Genomic DNA, 17897 nt, shown 5'->3' with positions numbered 1-17897 from the left:
TGGAAACTTGATAATGTTCCTCAAGTCTTAGCTCATCGTTGTGCTTATCTTAATGGATTAATCTTTGCCCACTAAATAAAAACTGGGATGCTCCCAAAGCGATCGCACTTGCTTCAAAAAAATATGATTTGCAATTTCAACAGTGATTGCATACATGAATCGGCTGTAGGGGCATACAGCTGTACGCCACTACCTATGTATCTGTATCTGATATTTGATGAAATCAGATTAAATTTTCACCCGTGTGCTTAACTCAAGCGTATTAAGCTATAACCAACTTTGATTAATTTTAATTCCTCGGCTTTGCATTACTTCTTCAAATAAATTTGTTGGTAGTGCTTCTTCCACAGCAAAAACACCTGGTTTATTGAGTTTACCTTCTAGCATTAATTGGGCAATACTACCTGTGCCGTAACCAGAAGCCACTGCTGTATTTTCATGCACTACAGTTGAACAATAAACGGCGGTTTCACCATTTTTTTGCCCTGTAACTTCTGAACGAACTGCTACCCCAATTCCACTAAAATTATTAGTGATATCTGTCATTGAATGGCTGACATGAGACAGAAATTCAATCATATAACGACGCTGCATTAACCACTTGGGAAAAACATGTGCCGCAATCCAAGTTAGGTGATTGTAAAAATCGGGAACAGAACCAAACTTAGTAATTACAGTTTTTACGGATGGGAAAGCTTTGGGCAGTGTAAAGGTTTCTGGCATATCAAACCAGTAAACTCCGCTGAGTCCGTAGGGAGGTGGAAACTCAACTACTTCTCTTTCACTATAAGGCTTGATTACCTCCCATTTTCCATCTATCCATGTCTCAAAAGGATACTGCAACCCCAGAAAAGTTGTCCGCATCACCGTAATGCCAGCACCACCAGAACCTGAAACCAAATAACTTAAATGGATCTTTTCTGCTTGATCAAATTGTTCAACACCCTGACGTACCATGCTGTTAGAAATACCAGGAAAAATGCCAGTATTAATAATTGCTGTCACACCAGCAGCAGCAGCTTGTTCATTATACTTGAGAGCTTTGCTGGTATAGGAACGATGGTCGCTGACATCTACATAGTTAACGCCTTGAGCAATACAGGTTTCGAGAACATTAGTATCTCGATAGTGAAATGGGCCAGCACAGTGGATGACTAAGTTAGAGTTTGCGATCGCATCTCGCAGCTTGTCAACTTCTGCCAAGTCCAATACCAAAAACTGGACTTGTCCTCCAGAAGACAAGCTAACAGCCTTCCCAAACTCCGCAGAACGTCCAGTAATCGTAATTTGTGCCTGCGTATGGGTAGCTAGATCCTGAGCAACACTGCTACCAATCCGCCCCCGTCCACCAAGAATTAAAACGCTGTCTGTCATTACTCCAGGTTAGCAATACTAACCTTATTTCAGCAGTTTTCTGTCCCCTTTGTCATCGGTTACAAGTATGACTTGCCTGCCAAGGAAGGAGGACTTTTCCATTAGTGATAGTTGATCAGTTTTGTGCTTCAATTTGCCTGACTACCGTTAGCGCCGAATAACTCACCCCAGCCGTACCTTCGCCGGGATGGGTAGAGTCACCAACTAACCACAGATGCGGGATTGGTGTACGATTAGCGAACCCAAAGGGGCCAAAGGTAGGAATTCTTTGACCTATGCCACCAACTATACCCCGATCGCGGGCTGTAAAATGGGCAAAGGTGCGCGGTGTTGCCGCTTCTTGATAAATAATCGTTTCTGGTTTGAGATAGAAATATTGGGCAAGACGAGCGATCGCTTCTTGAGTAAACTTTTCTTTTAGTCCTTGATAATCTTCAGTCTGCCACCACTGTGCAGGATCGACAAATGAAGAAGCGATAATTGTCGCTTTCCCCTCCGGGGCGCGACCATCTCCAGGATGACTAACAGAAACAAACAGAGAATTATTTTCGCCAATGGGGCCATTGACATCGTACATAAATTGGAGGTGGGGAGGGCATCCAGGCGGAATCGCGCTGGCATCTACACCCAAATAAATCACAAACGCGCCCGATGCTTGGGGCAGTTTTTCCACCCGGTTTTGATAACCAGATGGCGCTTGTTCTCCCAATAACTGCACCAAGTTTTGCACAGTGACATTGCTAACTATATGGTCGGCTGCTTCTGTCCAGACTTCGCCAGTTTTTTGATTTCTAATCACTACAGCAGTAGCTTTGCCATTCTCTACTTTGATTTCTTCTACAGTGTGGCGCATCAACAATTTGCCGCCATCTCTTTCTAAGGATTGTACCAGGCGATCGCTTAGTACTTGCATACTTCCCTGGAGGTGAAACAATCCTTGGGGCAGTTGGGATACACTCAATGCTGTGGCGGCATAAAGTAATGCTGTCTGTTCTGCATCCACCTGGGAATACAACTTCAGTTGCAAATCTAAAAAAGTCCTCAGTCGTTGGTCATTTCCCAGTCCACATAACCGTAAAGCGTCTCCTACCGTAAACAAGGTGAAGGGTACGGTAATTAATGTACTGGGACGCACCGCTTGCGTTAGCTGCCACAAATCCCATAAATTACGTGGTGGTAACACCGGATCGCGTCCTTGAAATTCCCAACTGGCATTAAATAAAGTTGCCATCAATTGCCAGAATGGTTCGCTACCGGGAAACTGTTTTTGTCGTTCCTCTTGCCATTTCTCTTGGTCGCGCCAGACATTAATCGGTGTGCTTTCCCCAGGTAAATACACCGCACAAGCAGGGTCACAAGGCGTTGCTTGTGGTAAATCTATTGACAATTCTGAGAAAATGCGGTGGTGAATTCCCCCTGGTTCCAACCCCGCCACCTGAGTTGCTCCCACATCGAAGGTAAATCCCTGCCGTTTAAACGTCGAAGCACAGCCTCCAGGTACAAGGGCTTGATCCAAAATTAAGACGCTGTAACCTCTATGAGCTAATAATGCTCCAGCAGTCAATCCACCTATTCCGGCACCGATAACGACGACATGAGAGTTACTTTTGTCAAGAGAAATGCTGGACATTGATTAGTTTATTTAAAATTCTTAATACTTTTACTTATAATTTTACCTTACTCTCAAAGTTAAATAGAGACCTAACCCCCAACCCGTTCCCTACAAGCGTTGGGGAGTAAGATTCAAAGCCTCTCTCCTCTTAGGAGAGAGGTTTGGAGAGAGGTCAAAGTGAATCACCGGCGGATCAACCTAAACCCAAAAAATTTGAAATCAACGGCAATAGATTGCTGCACTGTTCAACCAACTTTGTAGCACTGGGTAAACTAGAAATTGTCCCTTTTAAAATCTTTATAGCCGTTTTCGCCGCCTTTTGCATCGCCCCCTCTTGAGGACTTTTCCCCGCTTCTGCTAAAGCTTTCACTTGTTCTAATGCCTCAGCTTTATCTTCTTGCGGTAAATTTGTATCAGCCTCAATTGCTGCTTGCAATTGCGTTAACAGTTCCTTAATTCCCGGTTTCTCAGGTTCGGGTGATGCTGGTAACTGGTTGATAGTATTTGTTACCGTACCGCTAATATCACCTAAATTTAAAGCTTGTCCACTGGCATTAAAATCTCTGCCAACACTACCAATTTCAATTTTGCGGCTGGCATCATTACTATTAGTCATATTTTTATTCTCTACTTTATTGTCAACTTGAACATTAATTGGTTTATTCGCTAATAATCTTACAATCTCTGTCATCTCTCCACTTTGTTGTCGATAAACGACTATTTGCTCATCTTTAGCTTGTAATTGTGCTTTATATTTTTCTTCTACAGCTTGCAATGCCAGTTGATAATTTTGCGTAAAGTCGCTATGAATCTTTTCTTTATCAGCACCATCAGGTACACCAACTTTAACGACTACTACGCCATCGCCTTTATTTTCAATACTCTGTAGAGCTAATTCTGTGTCTGCATTTTGATTTTGTACTGTTTGGAAGGCGTTAATAAAAGCTTTCCAGTCTATGCCGTTGCGGAAAATTAAATCAACAGTATTTAAAACTTCTTCAAATAGCTTGGTAAATTCTCTTGGTTGAAACTCGCCACTACTAGGACGGCGTTCGCGGTCGTCTGTTTCAGGCTTGGGATGTTCTAGAAGATAGATAAAGCGACAATCTATATTATCTAATTTGGTTGTACTTTCAATATTCCACGCTTCTACACAAGCACCTGTCATTTGGGCGCTGGTGAAGTTAGTACCTACAGCTTGAGTTAGAGTCAGGTTTGCCCCTTCTAAACAAGCTCCTTGAAAGGTGGCTTCACTAATATAAGCGTCTTTTAGACTCGCTTCTTTTAAATCTGCACCTATCAGGTTAGCGCCTTTCAGGTTTGCACCAGCATAAGATTTTCCTCGACCATTACCAGTGAGGAGTAATTTTATAACAGCTAATTTAGTTAATATGGTGTCGTCAACTCTGGCAAAGTCAAGTTTTTTTGCTTCATAAAAACGGGTGCGTGTTAGGTTTGCTTTTCTAAAATTTGTGTTTTTCAGGGTTGCACCAGTAAAATCAGCATCGGTTAAATCGGCATTGCGGAAGCTAGTTCCACCTGTCGCAGCAAAGGCGAGAGCAAATGAGCGAATCCAAGCATCTTTTTCATCTCCCGCGAAACTACGCCAGCCAATATAAGCGCTAAATAATGTAAAGGCTGCGGCTACGGCTGCGGCTACGGCTCCGGCTCCAGCTCCGGCTCCGGCTACGGCTACGGCTGCGGCTACGGCTGCGGCTACGGCTGCGGCTCCAGCTCCGGCTGCGGCTACGGCTACGGCTGCGGCTCCGGCTCCGGCTATGGCTCCGGCTGCGGCTACGGCGAAGACTGCGGCTAAGGTTACGGCGAAGGCTGTGGCTATGCGTCTGGCTCCGGCTGCGGCTACGGCTACGGCTCCGGCTATGGCTCCGGCTCCGGCTACGGCTACGGCTACGGCTACGGCTCCGGCTGTTAGACTCTTACGAATGGTAATAATAAAAAAAACCAGTATCACAATTAGGGAAACTATCCCGATGATGACGTTTTGAGTGCTTTTGATATCAAAAATAGATGCGATCAATCTACCAACTAAGATTGAGAAAAACCCTGATATTACCGATAGCAGCCATGAGGCTATAAGCAACCCAATAGTCCAACGTCGCTGTAGTCCAGCCTTACCACCTGTAAAATCAGCATCTTTAAGAATCGCGTTGGTAAAGTTTGCTCCTCTAATATCTGCCTTGCTAAAGTTTGCCCCAGTCAGGTTTTGACCTTTAAAAGAGCGACCTCGAAGATTTTGACCGGAGTAGTCTGGTGGCATAATGGCGTACTAATTCGTAATTCGTAATTTGTAATTCAGATTAAATCTGGGTTTGGGGGTTTGAATCTGGTGACGGATTTTAGAGAATTAGTATTACTGAGATTTTATACAAGTTTGCTGTGCAATATTTCGGATTTCGGCAAAATAAAGAAAATATAAAAATTTTGGATGCAAGACGTGGTACGAGAGCATAACTGTGCGCCCTTACCTTTAAATGCTTAAGGTATCATCAGCAATATTGAGGTTGGTGTCACTATACTTAAGCTGTAGTTATCAATATTGCAGCTGTAGCGGTCTACCTCGTGACGGGAGCGGTTCTCCAACTTATGGGAGCGGTCTACCTCGTGACGGGAGCGGTTCCCGAACTTATGGGAGCGGTCTACCTCGTAACGGGAGCGAACTAACTTGCAACATTACTCACTAACACCCAGTTTGTGTCTACGCACTATCTACCACTCATGACAGGAAATGGCACAAATTGCCATAATGATTGTAGAGAAGCCAAATAATCAAAACTGATGACAAGTATAAATATTTCTCTGCCTGACTCAATGCGTGCGTATGTAGAGCAACAAGTTGCAAGTGGTGGTTACAGTAGTGCAAGCGAGTATTTTCGCGAATTGGTGCGCCAAGACCAAAAGCGCAAAGCTAATGAACGGCTGGAAGCAATGCTGCTAGAAGGTTTGAATTCTGGAACTGTAACTGAGATGACTGTTCAAGATTGGGACGATATTCGTCAGGCTAGCGTCAAGAGCAAAATCAAGCTTAATGAGTCAAGTAAATAAACGACCGCAAGTCATTCGTGACTTAATAGAATTAGCAACTTACATAGCACAAGATAACCTGGATGTTTCTGACCGTTTTCTTGCAGCAGCCGAAGAAACATTTCAACAACTGGGTAAAATACCAGGGATGGGAAAAGTTTGCGAATTTTTCAGCCCTAATCTAGCAGGGTTTAGGCAGTAGTCAATAAAGGGATTTAGAAAATATCTTGTTTTCTACCGTTATACAAACACTGGTGTCATCGACTCCTCTATATATATAGTGTGAGATTATTCCATTTTTTCTTCACCTAGAACTACTACAATTACTATTGATGCTAGATAATGGGAAGGCTTTGACATTTTCTTGCCAATCTAGCCCAGATAAACAGAACTAACACTTATGCGAACTCACTATTGCGGCGAACTCCGAAAAGAACATATTGGAGAAACAGTTACCTTTTACGGATGGGTAGACCGTCGCCGCGATCACGGTGGTGTGATATTTTTAGATTTACGCGATCGCTCTGGAACTGTCCAAATCGTCAGCGATCCGCAACGCACCCCAGATTCATACGAACAGGCGAACGCCCTGCGAAATGAATATGTTGTCGAAATCACAGGTAGGGTAACGCAACGTCCCGAAGAATCGTTGAATACCCGCATCCCAACAGGCGAGGTGGAAATCTACGCCGATAAAATTCAACTCCTCAATGCTGTCCGCAAACAGTTACCTTTTCAAGTTTCCGTAGCTGATACCGAGCCAGTGCGGGAAGACTTGCGGCTGAAATATCGCTATTTAGATTTGCGACGTGAACGGATGGCGCAAAATTTGCAACTGCGTCATCAAATTGTCAAAGCGATGCGTCGTTATCTGGAAGATTTGGAAGGTTTTATCGAAGTCGAAACCCCAATACTTACCCGTTCTACTCCAGAAGGGGCGCGGGATTATATTCTACCCAGTCGCGTCAATCCTGGTGAGTGGTATGCTTTGCCGCAATCACCCCAGCTATTTAAACAATTGCTGATGGTATCCGGCTTGGACAGATATTATCAGATTGCCCGTTGCTTTCGTGACGAAGATTTACGCGCCGACAGACAACCGGAATTCACGCAGTTGGACATGGAAATGAGCTTCATGTCCCAAGAAGAAATTATCGAACTAAACGAGAACTTAGTTTGCCATATCTTCAAAACAGTTAAAGGAATTGAGTTACAGCGCCCTTTCCCCCGCCTCACTTACGCTGAGGGGATGGAACGCTACGGTAGTGATAAACCAGATACCCGCTATGGTTTGGAATTAGTTGACGTCTCAGATATTGTCAAAGACTCTAGTTTCAAAGTCTTTCGGGACACCGTTAACAATGGTGGTATTGTCAAAATTCTGCCCATTCCCAACGGTAACGATGTAATTTCTAATGTCCGGATTAAACCAGGTGGCGACTTATTTAAAGAAGCCAGCGAAGCCGGTGCGAAAGGTTTAGCTTATATCCGCGTCAGGGATGATGGCGAAATTGACACCATTGGGGCGATTAAAGACAACCTCAGCGTTGAACAAAAACAAGAAATTTTACGCCGCACAGGTGCAAAAGCTGGACATTTGCTGTTGTTTGGGGCTGGTGATGCTGGTACAGTTAATAAAACATTAGATAGATTACGGCAAGCGATCGCTAGGGAATTTGAGTTAATTGATCCAGAAAAAATCAACTTGCTGTGGATTACAGAATTCCCGATGTTCGAGTGGAATGCTGACGAAAAACGTTTAGAAGCACTGCACCATCCATTTACAGCACCGCATCTTGATGATTTGAGCGACTTAAAGACTGCACGCGCCCAAGCTTACGACTTGGTACTCAACGGCGTGGAAGTTGGCGGCGGAAGTCTGCGGATTTATCAGCGAGAAATTCAACAGCAAGTCTTTGAAGCGATCGGTTTATCTCCTGAAGAAGCACAAAATAAATTTGGCTTTCTTTTAGAAGCATTTGAATATGGTACACCGCCGCATGGTGGCATCGCCTATGGTTTAGATCGTTTGGTAATGTTGTTAGCTGGAGAAGAATCCATTCGAGATGTCATTGCTTTTCCGAAAACACAACAAGCGCGTTGTTTGTTAACAGATGCACCTTCGAGTGTAGATGCTAAACAGTTGAAAGAATTGCACGTTGCTTCGACTTATAAACCAAAATCTTAGTGAACTAGGGAATTGTCCAATACCAATTTTCTCTAAACTTGCATAAAATAATTATTAACTTATCTCTCCTTTGCGTCTTTGGCGTCCTTCTCTACGGACGCTGCGCGTTGGTGGAAGCCTCTCGTAGAGATGGCGGTTCATTTAATAAATATTACGTGCATCTTCCCGGAGAATTGGTATAAGCAGGGTGGGCAATGCCCACCAATTACATAATATACCTCTTTGACCACAGCCATAATTTGTTTTAAAATTCATAGATGACAATAAACAAACTAAAAGCCTTAGAGCTTTTTGCAGGTATCGGTGGCTTTCATCTAGGTATGGCAAATGCAAATATTCAAACAGTATGGGCGAATGATATCAATGAACTTTGCTGTAAAGTTTATGAAAGTAATTTTGGCAAAGACTCTATTGTTTTAGGCGATATCAACGAAATTTCCATCTTAGACATTCCCAATCATGATATTTTAACTGCTGGCTTCCCTTGCCAACCTTTTAGTCCTGCTGGGAAAAAACTCGGCGTGAGAGATAGAGTTAGGGGAACACTATTTGAGCGCATTATAGAAATATTAGATCAGAAGCAGCCAAAATACTTTTTTTTGGAAAATGTCAAAAGACTTTTGACAATGGAAAACGGCTATCATTTTAGATTAATTTTAAATGCACTTTCTGAATTAGATTATTTTATCGAATGGCGAATAATTAGTCCCTTGAGTTTTGGTATTCCTCAAAATCGAGATAGAGTTTTTATCTTTGGTACAAAATTAAACTCAACAGATATAACACTTAATACTTTAGAAAAACTATCAGTTTTTTTTAACTAAAGAAGACAATATTTTACTGCCAAACTTCGATGCTCCATTGGTAAAATACATGTTGCCAATCATGACGATGAAAAGGAAAAACGATAATTGGGGAATTGCCTATAAAAATCAGATGTTCACTCAAAATATTTCGTCATTGCCGAACATCAAGCCGAGAAAGAGGCTACAGGATATTCTTCAGGATGAGTCAATGGTGGATACCCAGTTTGATTTTACTGCCGATACGCTGGAGCGGATTAAGCAAAGTAAGCCTGTAAATCGTTATTGTAATGGAGTTGAAATTTTGTATAACCAAGACGGAGGCGCGAGACTTGGCTATACCATATTCGGAACTAATGGCATTGCATCAACATTGACTGCCTCAACATCAAGGCATTATGAACGCTATCAAGTAGGTGATAAGTTTCGACGTTTAACTAATATTGAATATGCTAGACTTATGGGTTTTCCTGATGATTGGTGTCAAGTTGCCAAAATTTACGATCAATACGGATTATTTGGTAATGCCATTGTACCAGCTTGTGTAGAGTGGGTGTGTAAAAGAATCGGTCAAATAAATTTTGCATTGACTAAATCTGGTTGGCAACAATTAACTTTGGCTATTTAAAAAATGGAAGTGCTAACCTTATCTTCTCTCAAAACTGCTGCACGGGATTTTTGTGTTGTACTTAGCGCCACACCAATTCCTAATCTATATGGGGTTACAGATGGCAAAGCAGTAGGAACATATGTTGAGTTGACTTTTAATCAATATTTGTCTACAAAGTATGAATATACCCTTGGTAGTGCTGCTTTAGGAATTGATTTTCCTAGATTAGAAGTTGATTTAAAAGTGACATCAATTCGTCAACCCCAATCTTCTTGTCCCTTTCGTAATGCCAGTCAAAAGGTATATGGATTAGGCTATCATCTGCTGGTATTGGCATATGAAAAGATTGATGAGCATATCTCTCGTACTGCTAATTTAAAATTCCAGAATGTTGTCTTTCTATCAAGAGAAAGAACTGGAGATTATCAAACAACCTACGGGCTAAGAGAAATCTTACGTCGTAATGGTAACAAAGAAGATGTAATAGCATTTTTAGAAGAACGCAACTTTCCTTTAGATGAAATTGGGCGTGAAATACTTGCAGAAATAATTTTGCAGCAACCGCCAGAAATTGGCTACCTGACAATTTCTAATGCACTACAGTGGCGGTTGCAATACAGTAGGATTATCCAGGTAGCAACTACGACGACAACAGTAGATGTAGAAAATCTACTGCTAGGGTGAAGGAAATTGATGCTGCTGCCACAATAGAATTAAGCCGCTACTCCCAGAATTCCTTATGAGTGAATCTATCATCTTGACAGACGCTGGCTTATTACCAGAAGATTTGTTACCAGATGTTAGTTATCTGGTGACAGAGGACGATGAACCCTTGGATAATCTGCCATCTGAAAAACAACAACGGCTGCTGACAGAAACCCTTTACAGTTCTTGGAATGGGGTAAGTAATGCCCAAGGGTTTCTAATCGCTGCCAATGTGGGGTTATTTACCACTGGAAAGCAACCGCCGATTGTGCCAGATGTATTTTTGAGCCTGGATGTACAAGTAGCTGAAAACTGGTGGGAAAAACGGCATCGTTCTTATTTCTTTTGGGAGTTTGGCAAACCGCCAGAGGTAGTAATTGAAATTGTTTCCAATCGAGAAGGCAATGAAACAGGGCGAAAATTATTAGAGTACGCCAGGATGCGGATAATGTACTACATTATCTTTGACCCAACTCGGCAACTTGGTGGTGAAGTTCTTCAGATGTACGAGTTGCGTGGGCGACAATATATGGCTACGAGCGAGCAATGGCTGGCTGAAGTTGAGTTAGGTTTATGTCTGTGGGAAGGTGCGTATGAAGGTAAGCAGGATGTTTGGCTAAGGTGGTGTGACGCCACAGGGAATATAATTCCTACTGGTGCAGAACGAGCCGAACAAGAGCGAGAAGCCAAAGAAGCTGCTCTGCAACGGGCTGAACGCTTGGCGGCACAGTTACGAGCCTTGGGTATAGAGCCGGAAGTCTGAGGATGGGGAGTGGTGTAGTCCAATTAATTGAAAAACGCTCTTAAAACGAAATTGCCAGAAACCCCCTAAAAACAAAAAACCCGCCGTAGCGGGTTACACAACAAACTAAGAACATTGAAAACTTGATTTAGCTGGAATACCTCATCTCAGCTTCCAGTTGACGAATCAGTTGTTCGTCGCCTTTTGCTCTAGCTACTTGCAAGCGATGCTCTAGGCTTCTTTGAATATTTTCTCTGTGAGCTTCTTGTGCTTTCCTAGTCCTTTGTAGTCTACTTTGATTCATAGTGATTACCCTCTTAATTTTTTGTTTTATGTCTTGTATCTTTAATATAACACATATTTTGTAGCTTTTGCTACAGAAATTTCTGTCTTAATGTAGATTTTACAAAAACATGTTTAAGAACCAGATAGATCAACAACCACTCCTAACTTTACTGAGCGATTTTAGCGATCGCGATGCTTATGTAGGCATAATGAAGGGAGTCATAGCCCAAATCAACCCTAGACTGACGGTGGTAGACTTAACACACCAAATTCTGCCGCAAGATATTGCCGCAGCCAGGTTTTGCCTGATGAATGCTTATCCCTATTTCCCAGTTGGGACAGTGCATGTGGCAGTAGTAGATCCGGGTGTGGGAAGCAAGCGACGAGCGATCGCAGTAGAATTTGCTCAAGGGTTTCTCGTAGGCCCAGATAATGGTATCTTCAGTGGGGTACTTAGTCAAAGTCCAGCGATCGCAGCCGTCGAACTCACAAATCTTAACTATTGGCGAACTCCTCAACCAAGCAACACTTTTCACGGTAGAGATATCTTTGCACCAGTGGGAGCTAGTCTTGCTAGTGGTGTCTCCCTCAAACAGCTAGGACAAGAAATTGATCCAGCAAGTTTAGTAAAACTGGATATAGGCGAGTGCAAGCAGACAACTACAGGTGTAGTGGGTTGCATTCAATATATTGATCATTTTGGCAACTTAGTCAGTAACATTGCAGGGAGTTACGTACAAGGCAAAACTTGGTATGTGCAAGCCGCTGGATTGAGTATACCAGGCTGTGAAACTTATAGTGATGTCAAGGTTGGAGAGATAATAGCTTTAGTTGGCAGTCACAGCTGGGTAGAAATTGCCATTAATAACGGCAATGCTCACTCACAGTTGCAGTTAGATTGGCAAGAAACGCTACAAGTTGTGCTAACTTAAATACGCACCTCGTGAGTGCCGCATCAATTCCAAACAAGAAGCGCTATAGTGCGATTATATCCGCTCAATAAAACGGGGCGGACTACCAGTGCGGGAACGATTTCACGTCGTTTGAGGCTTGTCAATAAGCGATTTACCCCGGATTATTGAGCGTTTACTTGCAAACGACATTACTTAATCGGCACTATATTCATCCCAAACCACGGGAAAGGAATAATCTGATAAGGCCGAGAAATCATGATTGCTGCTGCGGGTTTCTTCATCCAAAACTTTGACAACTTTGTTATAAATATCTTGTGCTTGTTGCGGGGAATCACCGATGCTGGTTAATCCCAACTTGCCAAACTGCGAGAGGCAACCCATAAGATGAAACACTGTACCTGTCTCAGTACCGCTGTCAAAGTGCAATCTGTGTTCAGCGATGATATCCATCAAATCATTAGGTAATAATCCCTGATAGCGCTCTTTTTGCAGATTGTCAGTGGCAACGTAGTATTTTGCACGACCTTGCTGACTATAAAATAAGCCCGTGGAAAGGTCATAGCGACCGTTCGTTAATAATTTCAAGGTCATGAATGGATGAGTTGTGCCGCCTTTACGCAGGTTAATTTCGATCGCCTGAATATCCCACTCTCCATTACCCTTGTCAACAGCGATGAAATCTACGCCAAATCGCTCTAAAGTGCCTTTCTCTGCTAACTTTCGGCCAACTTGTAGTCCCAATTGCTGTAATTGGAACCGATAGCTTTCATCAGCCGGAAAGCGACAACCAAGATAAATCTGACCGTCTGGGCCTCCGAGAATTTGGTCGTGGGTTGAAAGGATTTCCACTTCGCCATTGGGTGTGATCCTTCCTTGGACACTGGGCGATCGCTTAATTTCACCTTCCACAAATGCTTCGGCGATTCCTCCTAATTCAGGAAGTTTTCCGGAAAAATTGTCCCAAGTTTCTTGTTTTGCTTGAAAGCGCATTGTTGAGAAGCGATCGCTAATTGCTGCTACCCTTTGGGCATGAGTCCCTTTATTGGGTGCTACATTCTCAATTGGTCTAAAGTCTAGCAGCGCATTCCCTTCTCCAGAAATGCCTTCGTTGAGTTTCACTACTACCCGTTTTAACGTCGGTTGGCGTTCCCACAAATCACTAGTAGCTTCTGCTAAATCTGTGTGGTTCCAAACTTTTTCGCTGCCATCTGGATAAGGTACTCCACTTTCGGCAAAGATTTGCCGACTGCCACTTTTTGTCCCCCAAATCTGTAAATCTGGTGCAGCAGCATACAGTGGTACACCCAATTTTACAGACAATTCGCCTTCCCACTGCGTAGAGTTGTAGCAAATCATAAATGATTTGTCTAGCCTCAAAGCTTGATGAATCCGCTCTAGCAGGCGGGGGCGTTCTAAAATCTTTTGGCTCAGAGGCTTAAGGGAGGAATCGTAAGTAGAAAGTAGCAACAAGCGATTGCGAGCATGAGAAAAGGGAATTCCTGGCAACAGTTGCAGATAATAATCAATGATACTAGGATGCAGCGGTACTGATGTTACATAAACCAGCCGAGTTCGGGGATTTTGCAACCGAATTAAGGAAAATAGTAATCTTTCTTCATAATGTTCACAGCCTTCGATCTTTTGGAGTTCGCGCTGGTCGATACTCAAAGAGGGAATAATTAAAATATCCGCTTCATCATTGTCAAATAGCTCGATCGTTTTCCAGCGATCGCGCAAGGTTAATTGTAAGTGGCGAAACTTTTCAACCTGCTCTAACTCGGAAATATTTAGTGTTGCCATAACCCCTGCCCTTTAATGATCTCAATGTAGCGCACCACGCACACTTTTGGACGATTCGTCTGGAGGTATAGCCGCGATATAAGGATTCAGGTACTTTTGCAATAAATTTAGTCTGCAAGAAGGCAGCTATGCAAATATCGACCTAAATTAATATTAACCACAGTAGATGGTATGATAATAGATATTTTTGCTACCACAAAGGAGAAAGTAGAAATCTATATTTTAATTTATCCAAAATGGCACAATTATTGAGCCATAAGAGATGATAATAAACTAATTCAGTAACTCTTATTTATTTAATTTCTATTCCGTCTTAAGGTTGAGCAAATTTCAGGTTGCTTTCCCTCTAGGGAGCGATAAACTACAGCAATATAATAGTTAACTTGAAAGCGGATGAAAAAGATAAATCCTTCATCAGATGAAAGTTGTGTACTTATTTTTGGTGGTCAGGTGAATAGCATGTATCACGTATGAGAATAAATAATATCAGCCGCCTACACTTACCAACAATAAGTACGTTTGGCAAGCATCTGAGGTATAAAGGACTAAAATTGCAAATGGCTAGTGGGAGCCAAAGCGAAAAGTAAACCTTGGGTTAAGTTTTCGATCCAAGGTTTACTTTTGGAATCAGCAAGAGGCAGAGGATGCTTATTTAACGCAGGCTTTACGGCTACGTTCAGGACAAGCGAGCGTACAAGTGCCCAATTCAATATTCAATTACCAAGACAAAACCTATGCCTAAATCAAAAGAGCAAAAAGAAAAAAAATTACAACTGCCACAGCAACAAGAAGTACCAGGTGTTGAATCAGAAATGACACCAAAACCCAAAGCAGATGATGCCCAGTATCAGGGTAGTGGCAAGTTACAAGATAAAGTAGCATTGATTACGGGTGCAGATAGCGGTATTGGTCGTGCTGTAGCGATCGCATTTGCTAAAGAAGGTGCAGATGTGGCGATCCTTTATCTCAATGAACACGACGATGCCAAAGAAACAAAACATTTGGTAGAAAAACAAGGGCGTCGTGCAGTAATCATTGCAGGCGATATTGGCGATGAAACTTTTTGTCAGCAAGCTATACAGCAAACAGTTAGTGAGTTTGGCAAACTCGATATTCTGATCAACAATGCCGCCGAACAACATCCTAAAGACAGTATCGAGGAAATCACCAAAGAACAACTAGAGCGTACTTTTCGCACTAATATATTCTCGATGTTTTTCATGACTAAAGCTGCACTCAAGCATTTACAAACAGGCAGTTCTATCATCAATACCACATCGGTAACAGCTTATAAAGGGAGCTCACATCTACTAGATTATTCTTCCACAAAAGGTGCGATCATTGCCTTTACTCGCTCCTTATCACAAAATTTGATCTCAAAAGGAATTCGCGTTAATGCTGTCGCCCCAGGGCCAATCTGGACACCTTTAATTGTCTCAACTTTTCCTAATGATAAAGTTGAAACTTTTGGTAAACAAGTACCAATGCAACGAGCCGGACAACCAGAAGAAGTTGCCCCTAGCTACGTATTTTTAGCCTCTGATGATAGTTCTTATATGTCTGGACAAGTGTTACATGTCAATGGTGGAGATGTTGTCAATGGCTAAGTAAAATAGTTAGGAGTTATAAATTATAAACGATATATTTATAATTTATAACTCTTAACTTTTAACTCCTAACTCTACCCTAATTGTCTTCCATTGGAGGGATGAGTCAATGTAAAAATATTGATAAACTATCTTGCAGCAAACATTTAATAAAAAATAACTACGTCTATGGCATCTCCTACACCACTGCAGGGCACGGAACTAGTAGATTGTGCTAGAGCAAATGCCAAGCAAGGAATTGAAACTGCTGCTTATCAATGTGGCTATGGTCAAGACCTCAACAAATTTGCACGAGAACTCAGACGAGCTTGTGAAGAAATGAATCTACAAGTGAAGGAACTCAGCGGATTGATTACTGACCAGGACTTGATACTGGAATTGGGTACTGGCGAAATTGTTGCTCCAGATACGGCATCAGAATTGTAGAAGTCAGGAGTGAAGAATCAGGAGTTAGGAGTTACGAGTAAGCAGTGAGGAGTTTTGAATTTAATAAATCTTTAGCTTATAATTCATAATTCATAACTTATAACTCATAACTTATAACTCATAACTCATAACTCATAATTTTAAAATTACCTGTGCAAAATAGAAGTAAATCAAAAAGCCCACGACATCAACTGCTGTGGTGATATTAATGCCGGAGCTAAACGGAGGTAGCGAAATAGAAACGGCAGTGCTTAATAAAAGATAGAAGTTAAAATAGAAATAGCTACCAGACTAATACCGCAAGGCGGAAATCAAAAGTCACTTGTACTGAGCGTAGCCGTAAAGCCTGCGGCATAGCTTCTCTTCAAGACGCGGCGCGAACGCTTAAGGCGCAGCCCAAGGTAGAGAAGTAAAAGTCACTCATTCAAAAAAATTATATTCCTTGCTCTTGCGCCATTTTGTAGACGCAAAGCGGCTTCCCGGAGGGTATGGTTGCTTGTCTTGCAAAGTGACGCTCCTCTGTTGCAAACAATTGTGCTTGGAGAAAATAAAGCCAGACAGTAGTGATCGCATCTAACATTTTTCCCAATAATGCCCCAGCGCAGACGCTTCCTCGGCTTGTCGTCAGACATTGCCTCTGGGCCGATTAGCTGCAATGCGCCAAGCGTGGAACGTCAAACTTGTAATTTTTCCGACTTTGAATAAATTGAAAACTTTTGTAAATTAACAAAAGAGTAAGGATTTCGGAGTTAATAATTCCTTGCGTTCAGCGTCCCTTGGGCGTCTCGTAAAGCCTGCGGCATAGCTACGCTTAGAGCGCAACCCAAGCTAGAGAAGAGAAGCTATCGCGTAGCGATTCGCTAGATAGTCTATCTACAACAGAGTTACTCGAAAAGTACGGTAATCTCTTAATTCCAGCAGGCAGATTGTGTTCTCTAGCTTAAATGCATGACTGGTAAGGTTTTTACAAAACTTTTCGCTCCATTGACTTTAGGTTAGTACTATATCTGTGCGGTTCTTGTAAGAAAGATATGAATTGACAGTTGAGAAACAGTATAGATAAATAGTACTTTTTCAAATCTTTAAATATAAAAAGTCTTCTTTATAAAACTTTTATCTAATCAATATATATACGGATAAAAAACATGCGATCATCCAATAAGTTGGCAATTTTTATTTAAGGTTCATCAAGACTTTATTATTCTTTTAGAAAGGATATATCAATGTGAATATTTAAACAAAGTTCCACAAAAAATATAGACGTAATACCATGATATAGTGTCAAATGTATGGTTGATTAATCCCAGAACAATACTTAAATGAAAATATGTAAAGTTATCATCTTTAAGTACTTAAGTATCTATCCGCATTGATTGGGCGTTTCTTCACTCAAAATTGATGCACATGCATATCAATGAGATTAGAAGCTCTCAATAATGGTGATTTATAATTTTTGACTAAATTCACTAAACTAAATTTATATGCATCAAAAACTCAGGAATTTGTTGAAAGAAAATAAAGATTAATAATGACTAATAAGTCCTTAAATTAATCTCTAGTATTTCTTTTCATACACATTTTTCTATATGTCTGCTTTCAAAGAAGAGATAGGAAGATATATTACGTCATGCTTTGTTATTTTTATGTTGATAGAAATAGGCAACAAAATATTAAAGCAGAAGCTCGAAGAAGTAGACATAAAAGAAATAATTTGTATCAAAAGTTTAGTGAAACACTATCAATATTAATAAATAAATAAACATATTGAAACGTTAATAAAAATTAGCGG

16 protein-coding genes are annotated in these 17897 nt (G+C 41.6%); 10 read left to right on the top strand and 6 right to left on the bottom strand.

The features are described from left to right. Positions 1 to 267: 267 nt before the first annotated feature. The 3 genes from V7L29_RS04915 to V7L29_RS04905 form a co-directional block, all read right to left on the bottom strand. Complete coding sequence (locus tag V7L29_RS04915) at positions 268 to 1374, bottom strand: saccharopine dehydrogenase family protein (RefSeq protein WP_334693226.1); 1107 nt, start codon at positions 1372 to 1374, stop codon at positions 268 to 270. Positions 1375 to 1489: 115 nt separating this feature from the next. Further along, entirely contained in the window at positions 1490 to 3004 is a 1515-nt protein-coding gene (gene crtD / locus V7L29_RS04910; RefSeq protein ID WP_334734711.1) for a C-3',4' desaturase CrtD, read from the bottom strand. A 175-nt stretch (positions 3005 to 3179) separates the two neighbouring features. Continuing rightward, positions 3180 to 5264 (bottom strand): pentapeptide repeat-containing protein, encoded by a 2085-nt coding sequence (locus V7L29_RS04905; RefSeq protein ID WP_334734710.1) that lies wholly within the window; start codon positions 5262 to 5264, stop codon positions 3180 to 3182. 518 nt (positions 5265 to 5782) lie between these two features. Between V7L29_RS04905 and V7L29_RS04900 the strand changes: the two genes are divergently transcribed. From V7L29_RS04900 to V7L29_RS04870, 7 genes are all read left to right on the top strand, one after another. Then, a complete protein-coding gene (locus V7L29_RS04900; protein ID WP_334734709.1) occupies positions 5783 to 6049 on the top strand; it encodes a type II toxin-antitoxin system ParD family antitoxin in 267 nt (88 codons plus the stop codon). Continuing rightward, entirely contained in the window at positions 6033 to 6230 is a 198-nt protein-coding gene (locus V7L29_RS04895) for a type II toxin-antitoxin system RelE/ParE family toxin (RefSeq protein WP_334693222.1), read from the top strand. Before V7L29_RS04900 ends, V7L29_RS04895 begins: the two co-directional genes overlap by 17 nt. A 198-nt stretch (positions 6231 to 6428) precedes the next feature. Next, positions 6429 to 8216, top strand: a complete 1788-nt coding sequence (gene aspS / locus V7L29_RS04890; RefSeq protein ID WP_334693221.1) for an aspartate--tRNA ligase — start codon at positions 6429 to 6431, stop codon at positions 8214 to 8216. Positions 8217 to 8473: 257 nt separating this feature from the next. Beyond that, a complete protein-coding gene (locus V7L29_RS04885; protein WP_334734708.1) occupies positions 8474 to 9040 on the top strand; it encodes a DNA cytosine methyltransferase in 567 nt (188 codons plus the stop codon). A 67-nt stretch (positions 9041 to 9107) separates the two neighbouring features. Further along, positions 9108 to 9647 (top strand): DNA cytosine methyltransferase, encoded by a 540-nt coding sequence (locus V7L29_RS04880; RefSeq protein ID WP_334734707.1) that lies wholly within the window; start codon positions 9108 to 9110, stop codon positions 9645 to 9647. Between the two features lie 3 nt (positions 9648 to 9650). After that, positions 9651 to 10313 carry a restriction endonuclease gene (locus V7L29_RS04875; RefSeq protein ID WP_334734706.1) on the top strand — a complete coding sequence of 221 codons (663 nt, stop codon included), beginning with the start codon at positions 9651 to 9653 and terminating at the stop codon, positions 10311 to 10313. 55 nt (positions 10314 to 10368) lie between these two features. Continuing rightward, positions 10369 to 11097, top strand: a complete 729-nt coding sequence (locus V7L29_RS04870) for a Uma2 family endonuclease (RefSeq protein WP_334734705.1) — start codon at positions 10369 to 10371, stop codon at positions 11095 to 11097. 127 nt (positions 11098 to 11224) lie between these two features. On the opposite strand, the gene pirA is transcribed toward V7L29_RS04870, so the two are convergent. Further along, positions 11225 to 11380 carry an arginine synthesis PII-interacting regulator PirA gene (pirA, locus tag V7L29_RS04865; protein WP_298907975.1) on the bottom strand — a complete coding sequence of 52 codons (156 nt, stop codon included), beginning with the start codon at positions 11378 to 11380 and terminating at the stop codon, positions 11225 to 11227. A gap of 109 nt (positions 11381 to 11489) precedes the next feature. On the opposite strand from pirA, the gene V7L29_RS04860 reads away from it, so the two are divergent. Beyond that, positions 11490 to 12293, top strand: coding sequence for an SAM hydrolase/SAM-dependent halogenase family protein (locus tag V7L29_RS04860; protein WP_334734704.1), 804 nt, complete (start codon positions 11490 to 11492; stop codon positions 12291 to 12293). Between the two features lie 174 nt (positions 12294 to 12467). Here the strand turns inward: V7L29_RS04860 and V7L29_RS04855 are convergent, their stop codons facing one another. After that, a complete protein-coding gene (locus tag V7L29_RS04855; RefSeq protein WP_334693216.1) occupies positions 12468 to 14075 on the bottom strand; it encodes a peptide ligase PGM1-related protein in 1608 nt (535 codons plus the stop codon). A 734-nt stretch (positions 14076 to 14809) separates the two neighbouring features. Between V7L29_RS04855 and V7L29_RS04850 the strand changes: the two genes are divergently transcribed. Continuing rightward, complete coding sequence (locus tag V7L29_RS04850; RefSeq protein WP_334693215.1) at positions 14810 to 15682, top strand: SDR family oxidoreductase; 873 nt, start codon at positions 14810 to 14812, stop codon at positions 15680 to 15682. 168 nt (positions 15683 to 15850) lie between these two features. Further along, on the top strand, positions 15851 to 16108 hold the full coding sequence (locus tag V7L29_RS04845) for a hypothetical protein (RefSeq protein WP_334693214.1): 258 nt from the start codon (positions 15851 to 15853) through the stop codon (positions 16106 to 16108). A gap of 433 nt (positions 16109 to 16541) precedes the next feature. Here V7L29_RS04845 and V7L29_RS04840 read toward each other — a convergent pair whose 3' ends face one another. Further along, entirely contained in the window at positions 16542 to 16688 is a 147-nt protein-coding gene (locus V7L29_RS04840) for a hypothetical protein (RefSeq protein WP_334734703.1), read from the bottom strand. Positions 16689 to 17897 lie beyond the last annotated feature (1209 nt).

This window comes from Nostoc sp., from assembly GCF_036916575.1.
Lineage (GTDB): Bacteria > Cyanobacteriota > Cyanobacteriia > Cyanobacteriales > Nostocaceae > Nostoc.
Note: the sequence above shows the minus strand (reverse complement) of the source record. Positions and strands in the feature narration are given on the sequence as shown.

Coding starts and splice junctions, on each gene's coding strand:
- V7L29_RS04895 (WP_334693222.1), top strand. CDS start 6,033: ATGAGTCAAGTAAATAAACGACCGCAAGTCATTCGTGACTTAATAGAA.
- V7L29_RS04860 (WP_334734704.1), top strand. CDS start 11,490: ATGTTTAAGAACCAGATAGATCAACAACCACTCCTAACTTTACTGAGC.
- V7L29_RS04875 (WP_334734706.1), top strand. CDS start 9,651: ATGGAAGTGCTAACCTTATCTTCTCTCAAAACTGCTGCACGGGATTTT.
- V7L29_RS04840 (WP_334734703.1), bottom strand. CDS start 16,688: ATGTTAGATGCGATCACTACTGTCTGGCTTTATTTTCTCCAAGCACAA.
- V7L29_RS04880 (WP_334734707.1), top strand. CDS start 9,108: ATGAAAAGGAAAAACGATAATTGGGGAATTGCCTATAAAAATCAGATG.
- V7L29_RS04900 (WP_334734709.1), top strand. CDS start 5,783: ATGACAAGTATAAATATTTCTCTGCCTGACTCAATGCGTGCGTATGTA.
- pirA (WP_298907975.1), bottom strand. CDS start 11,380: ATGAATCAAAGTAGACTACAAAGGACTAGGAAAGCACAAGAAGCTCAC.
- V7L29_RS04870 (WP_334734705.1), top strand. CDS start 10,369: ATGAGTGAATCTATCATCTTGACAGACGCTGGCTTATTACCAGAAGAT.
- crtD (WP_334734711.1), bottom strand. CDS start 3,004: ATGTCCAGCATTTCTCTTGACAAAAGTAACTCTCATGTCGTCGTTATC.
- V7L29_RS04905 (WP_334734710.1), bottom strand. CDS start 5,264: ATGCCACCAGACTACTCCGGTCAAAATCTTCGAGGTCGCTCTTTTAAA.
- V7L29_RS04850 (WP_334693215.1), top strand. CDS start 14,810: ATGCCTAAATCAAAAGAGCAAAAAGAAAAAAAATTACAACTGCCACAG.
- V7L29_RS04885 (WP_334734708.1), top strand. CDS start 8,474: ATGACAATAAACAAACTAAAAGCCTTAGAGCTTTTTGCAGGTATCGGT.
- V7L29_RS04915 (WP_334693226.1), bottom strand. CDS start 1,374: ATGACAGACAGCGTTTTAATTCTTGGTGGACGGGGGCGGATTGGTAGC.
- aspS (WP_334693221.1), top strand. CDS start 6,429: ATGCGAACTCACTATTGCGGCGAACTCCGAAAAGAACATATTGGAGAA.
- V7L29_RS04855 (WP_334693216.1), bottom strand. CDS start 14,075: ATGGCAACACTAAATATTTCCGAGTTAGAGCAGGTTGAAAAGTTTCGC.
- V7L29_RS04845 (WP_334693214.1), top strand. CDS start 15,851: ATGGCATCTCCTACACCACTGCAGGGCACGGAACTAGTAGATTGTGCT.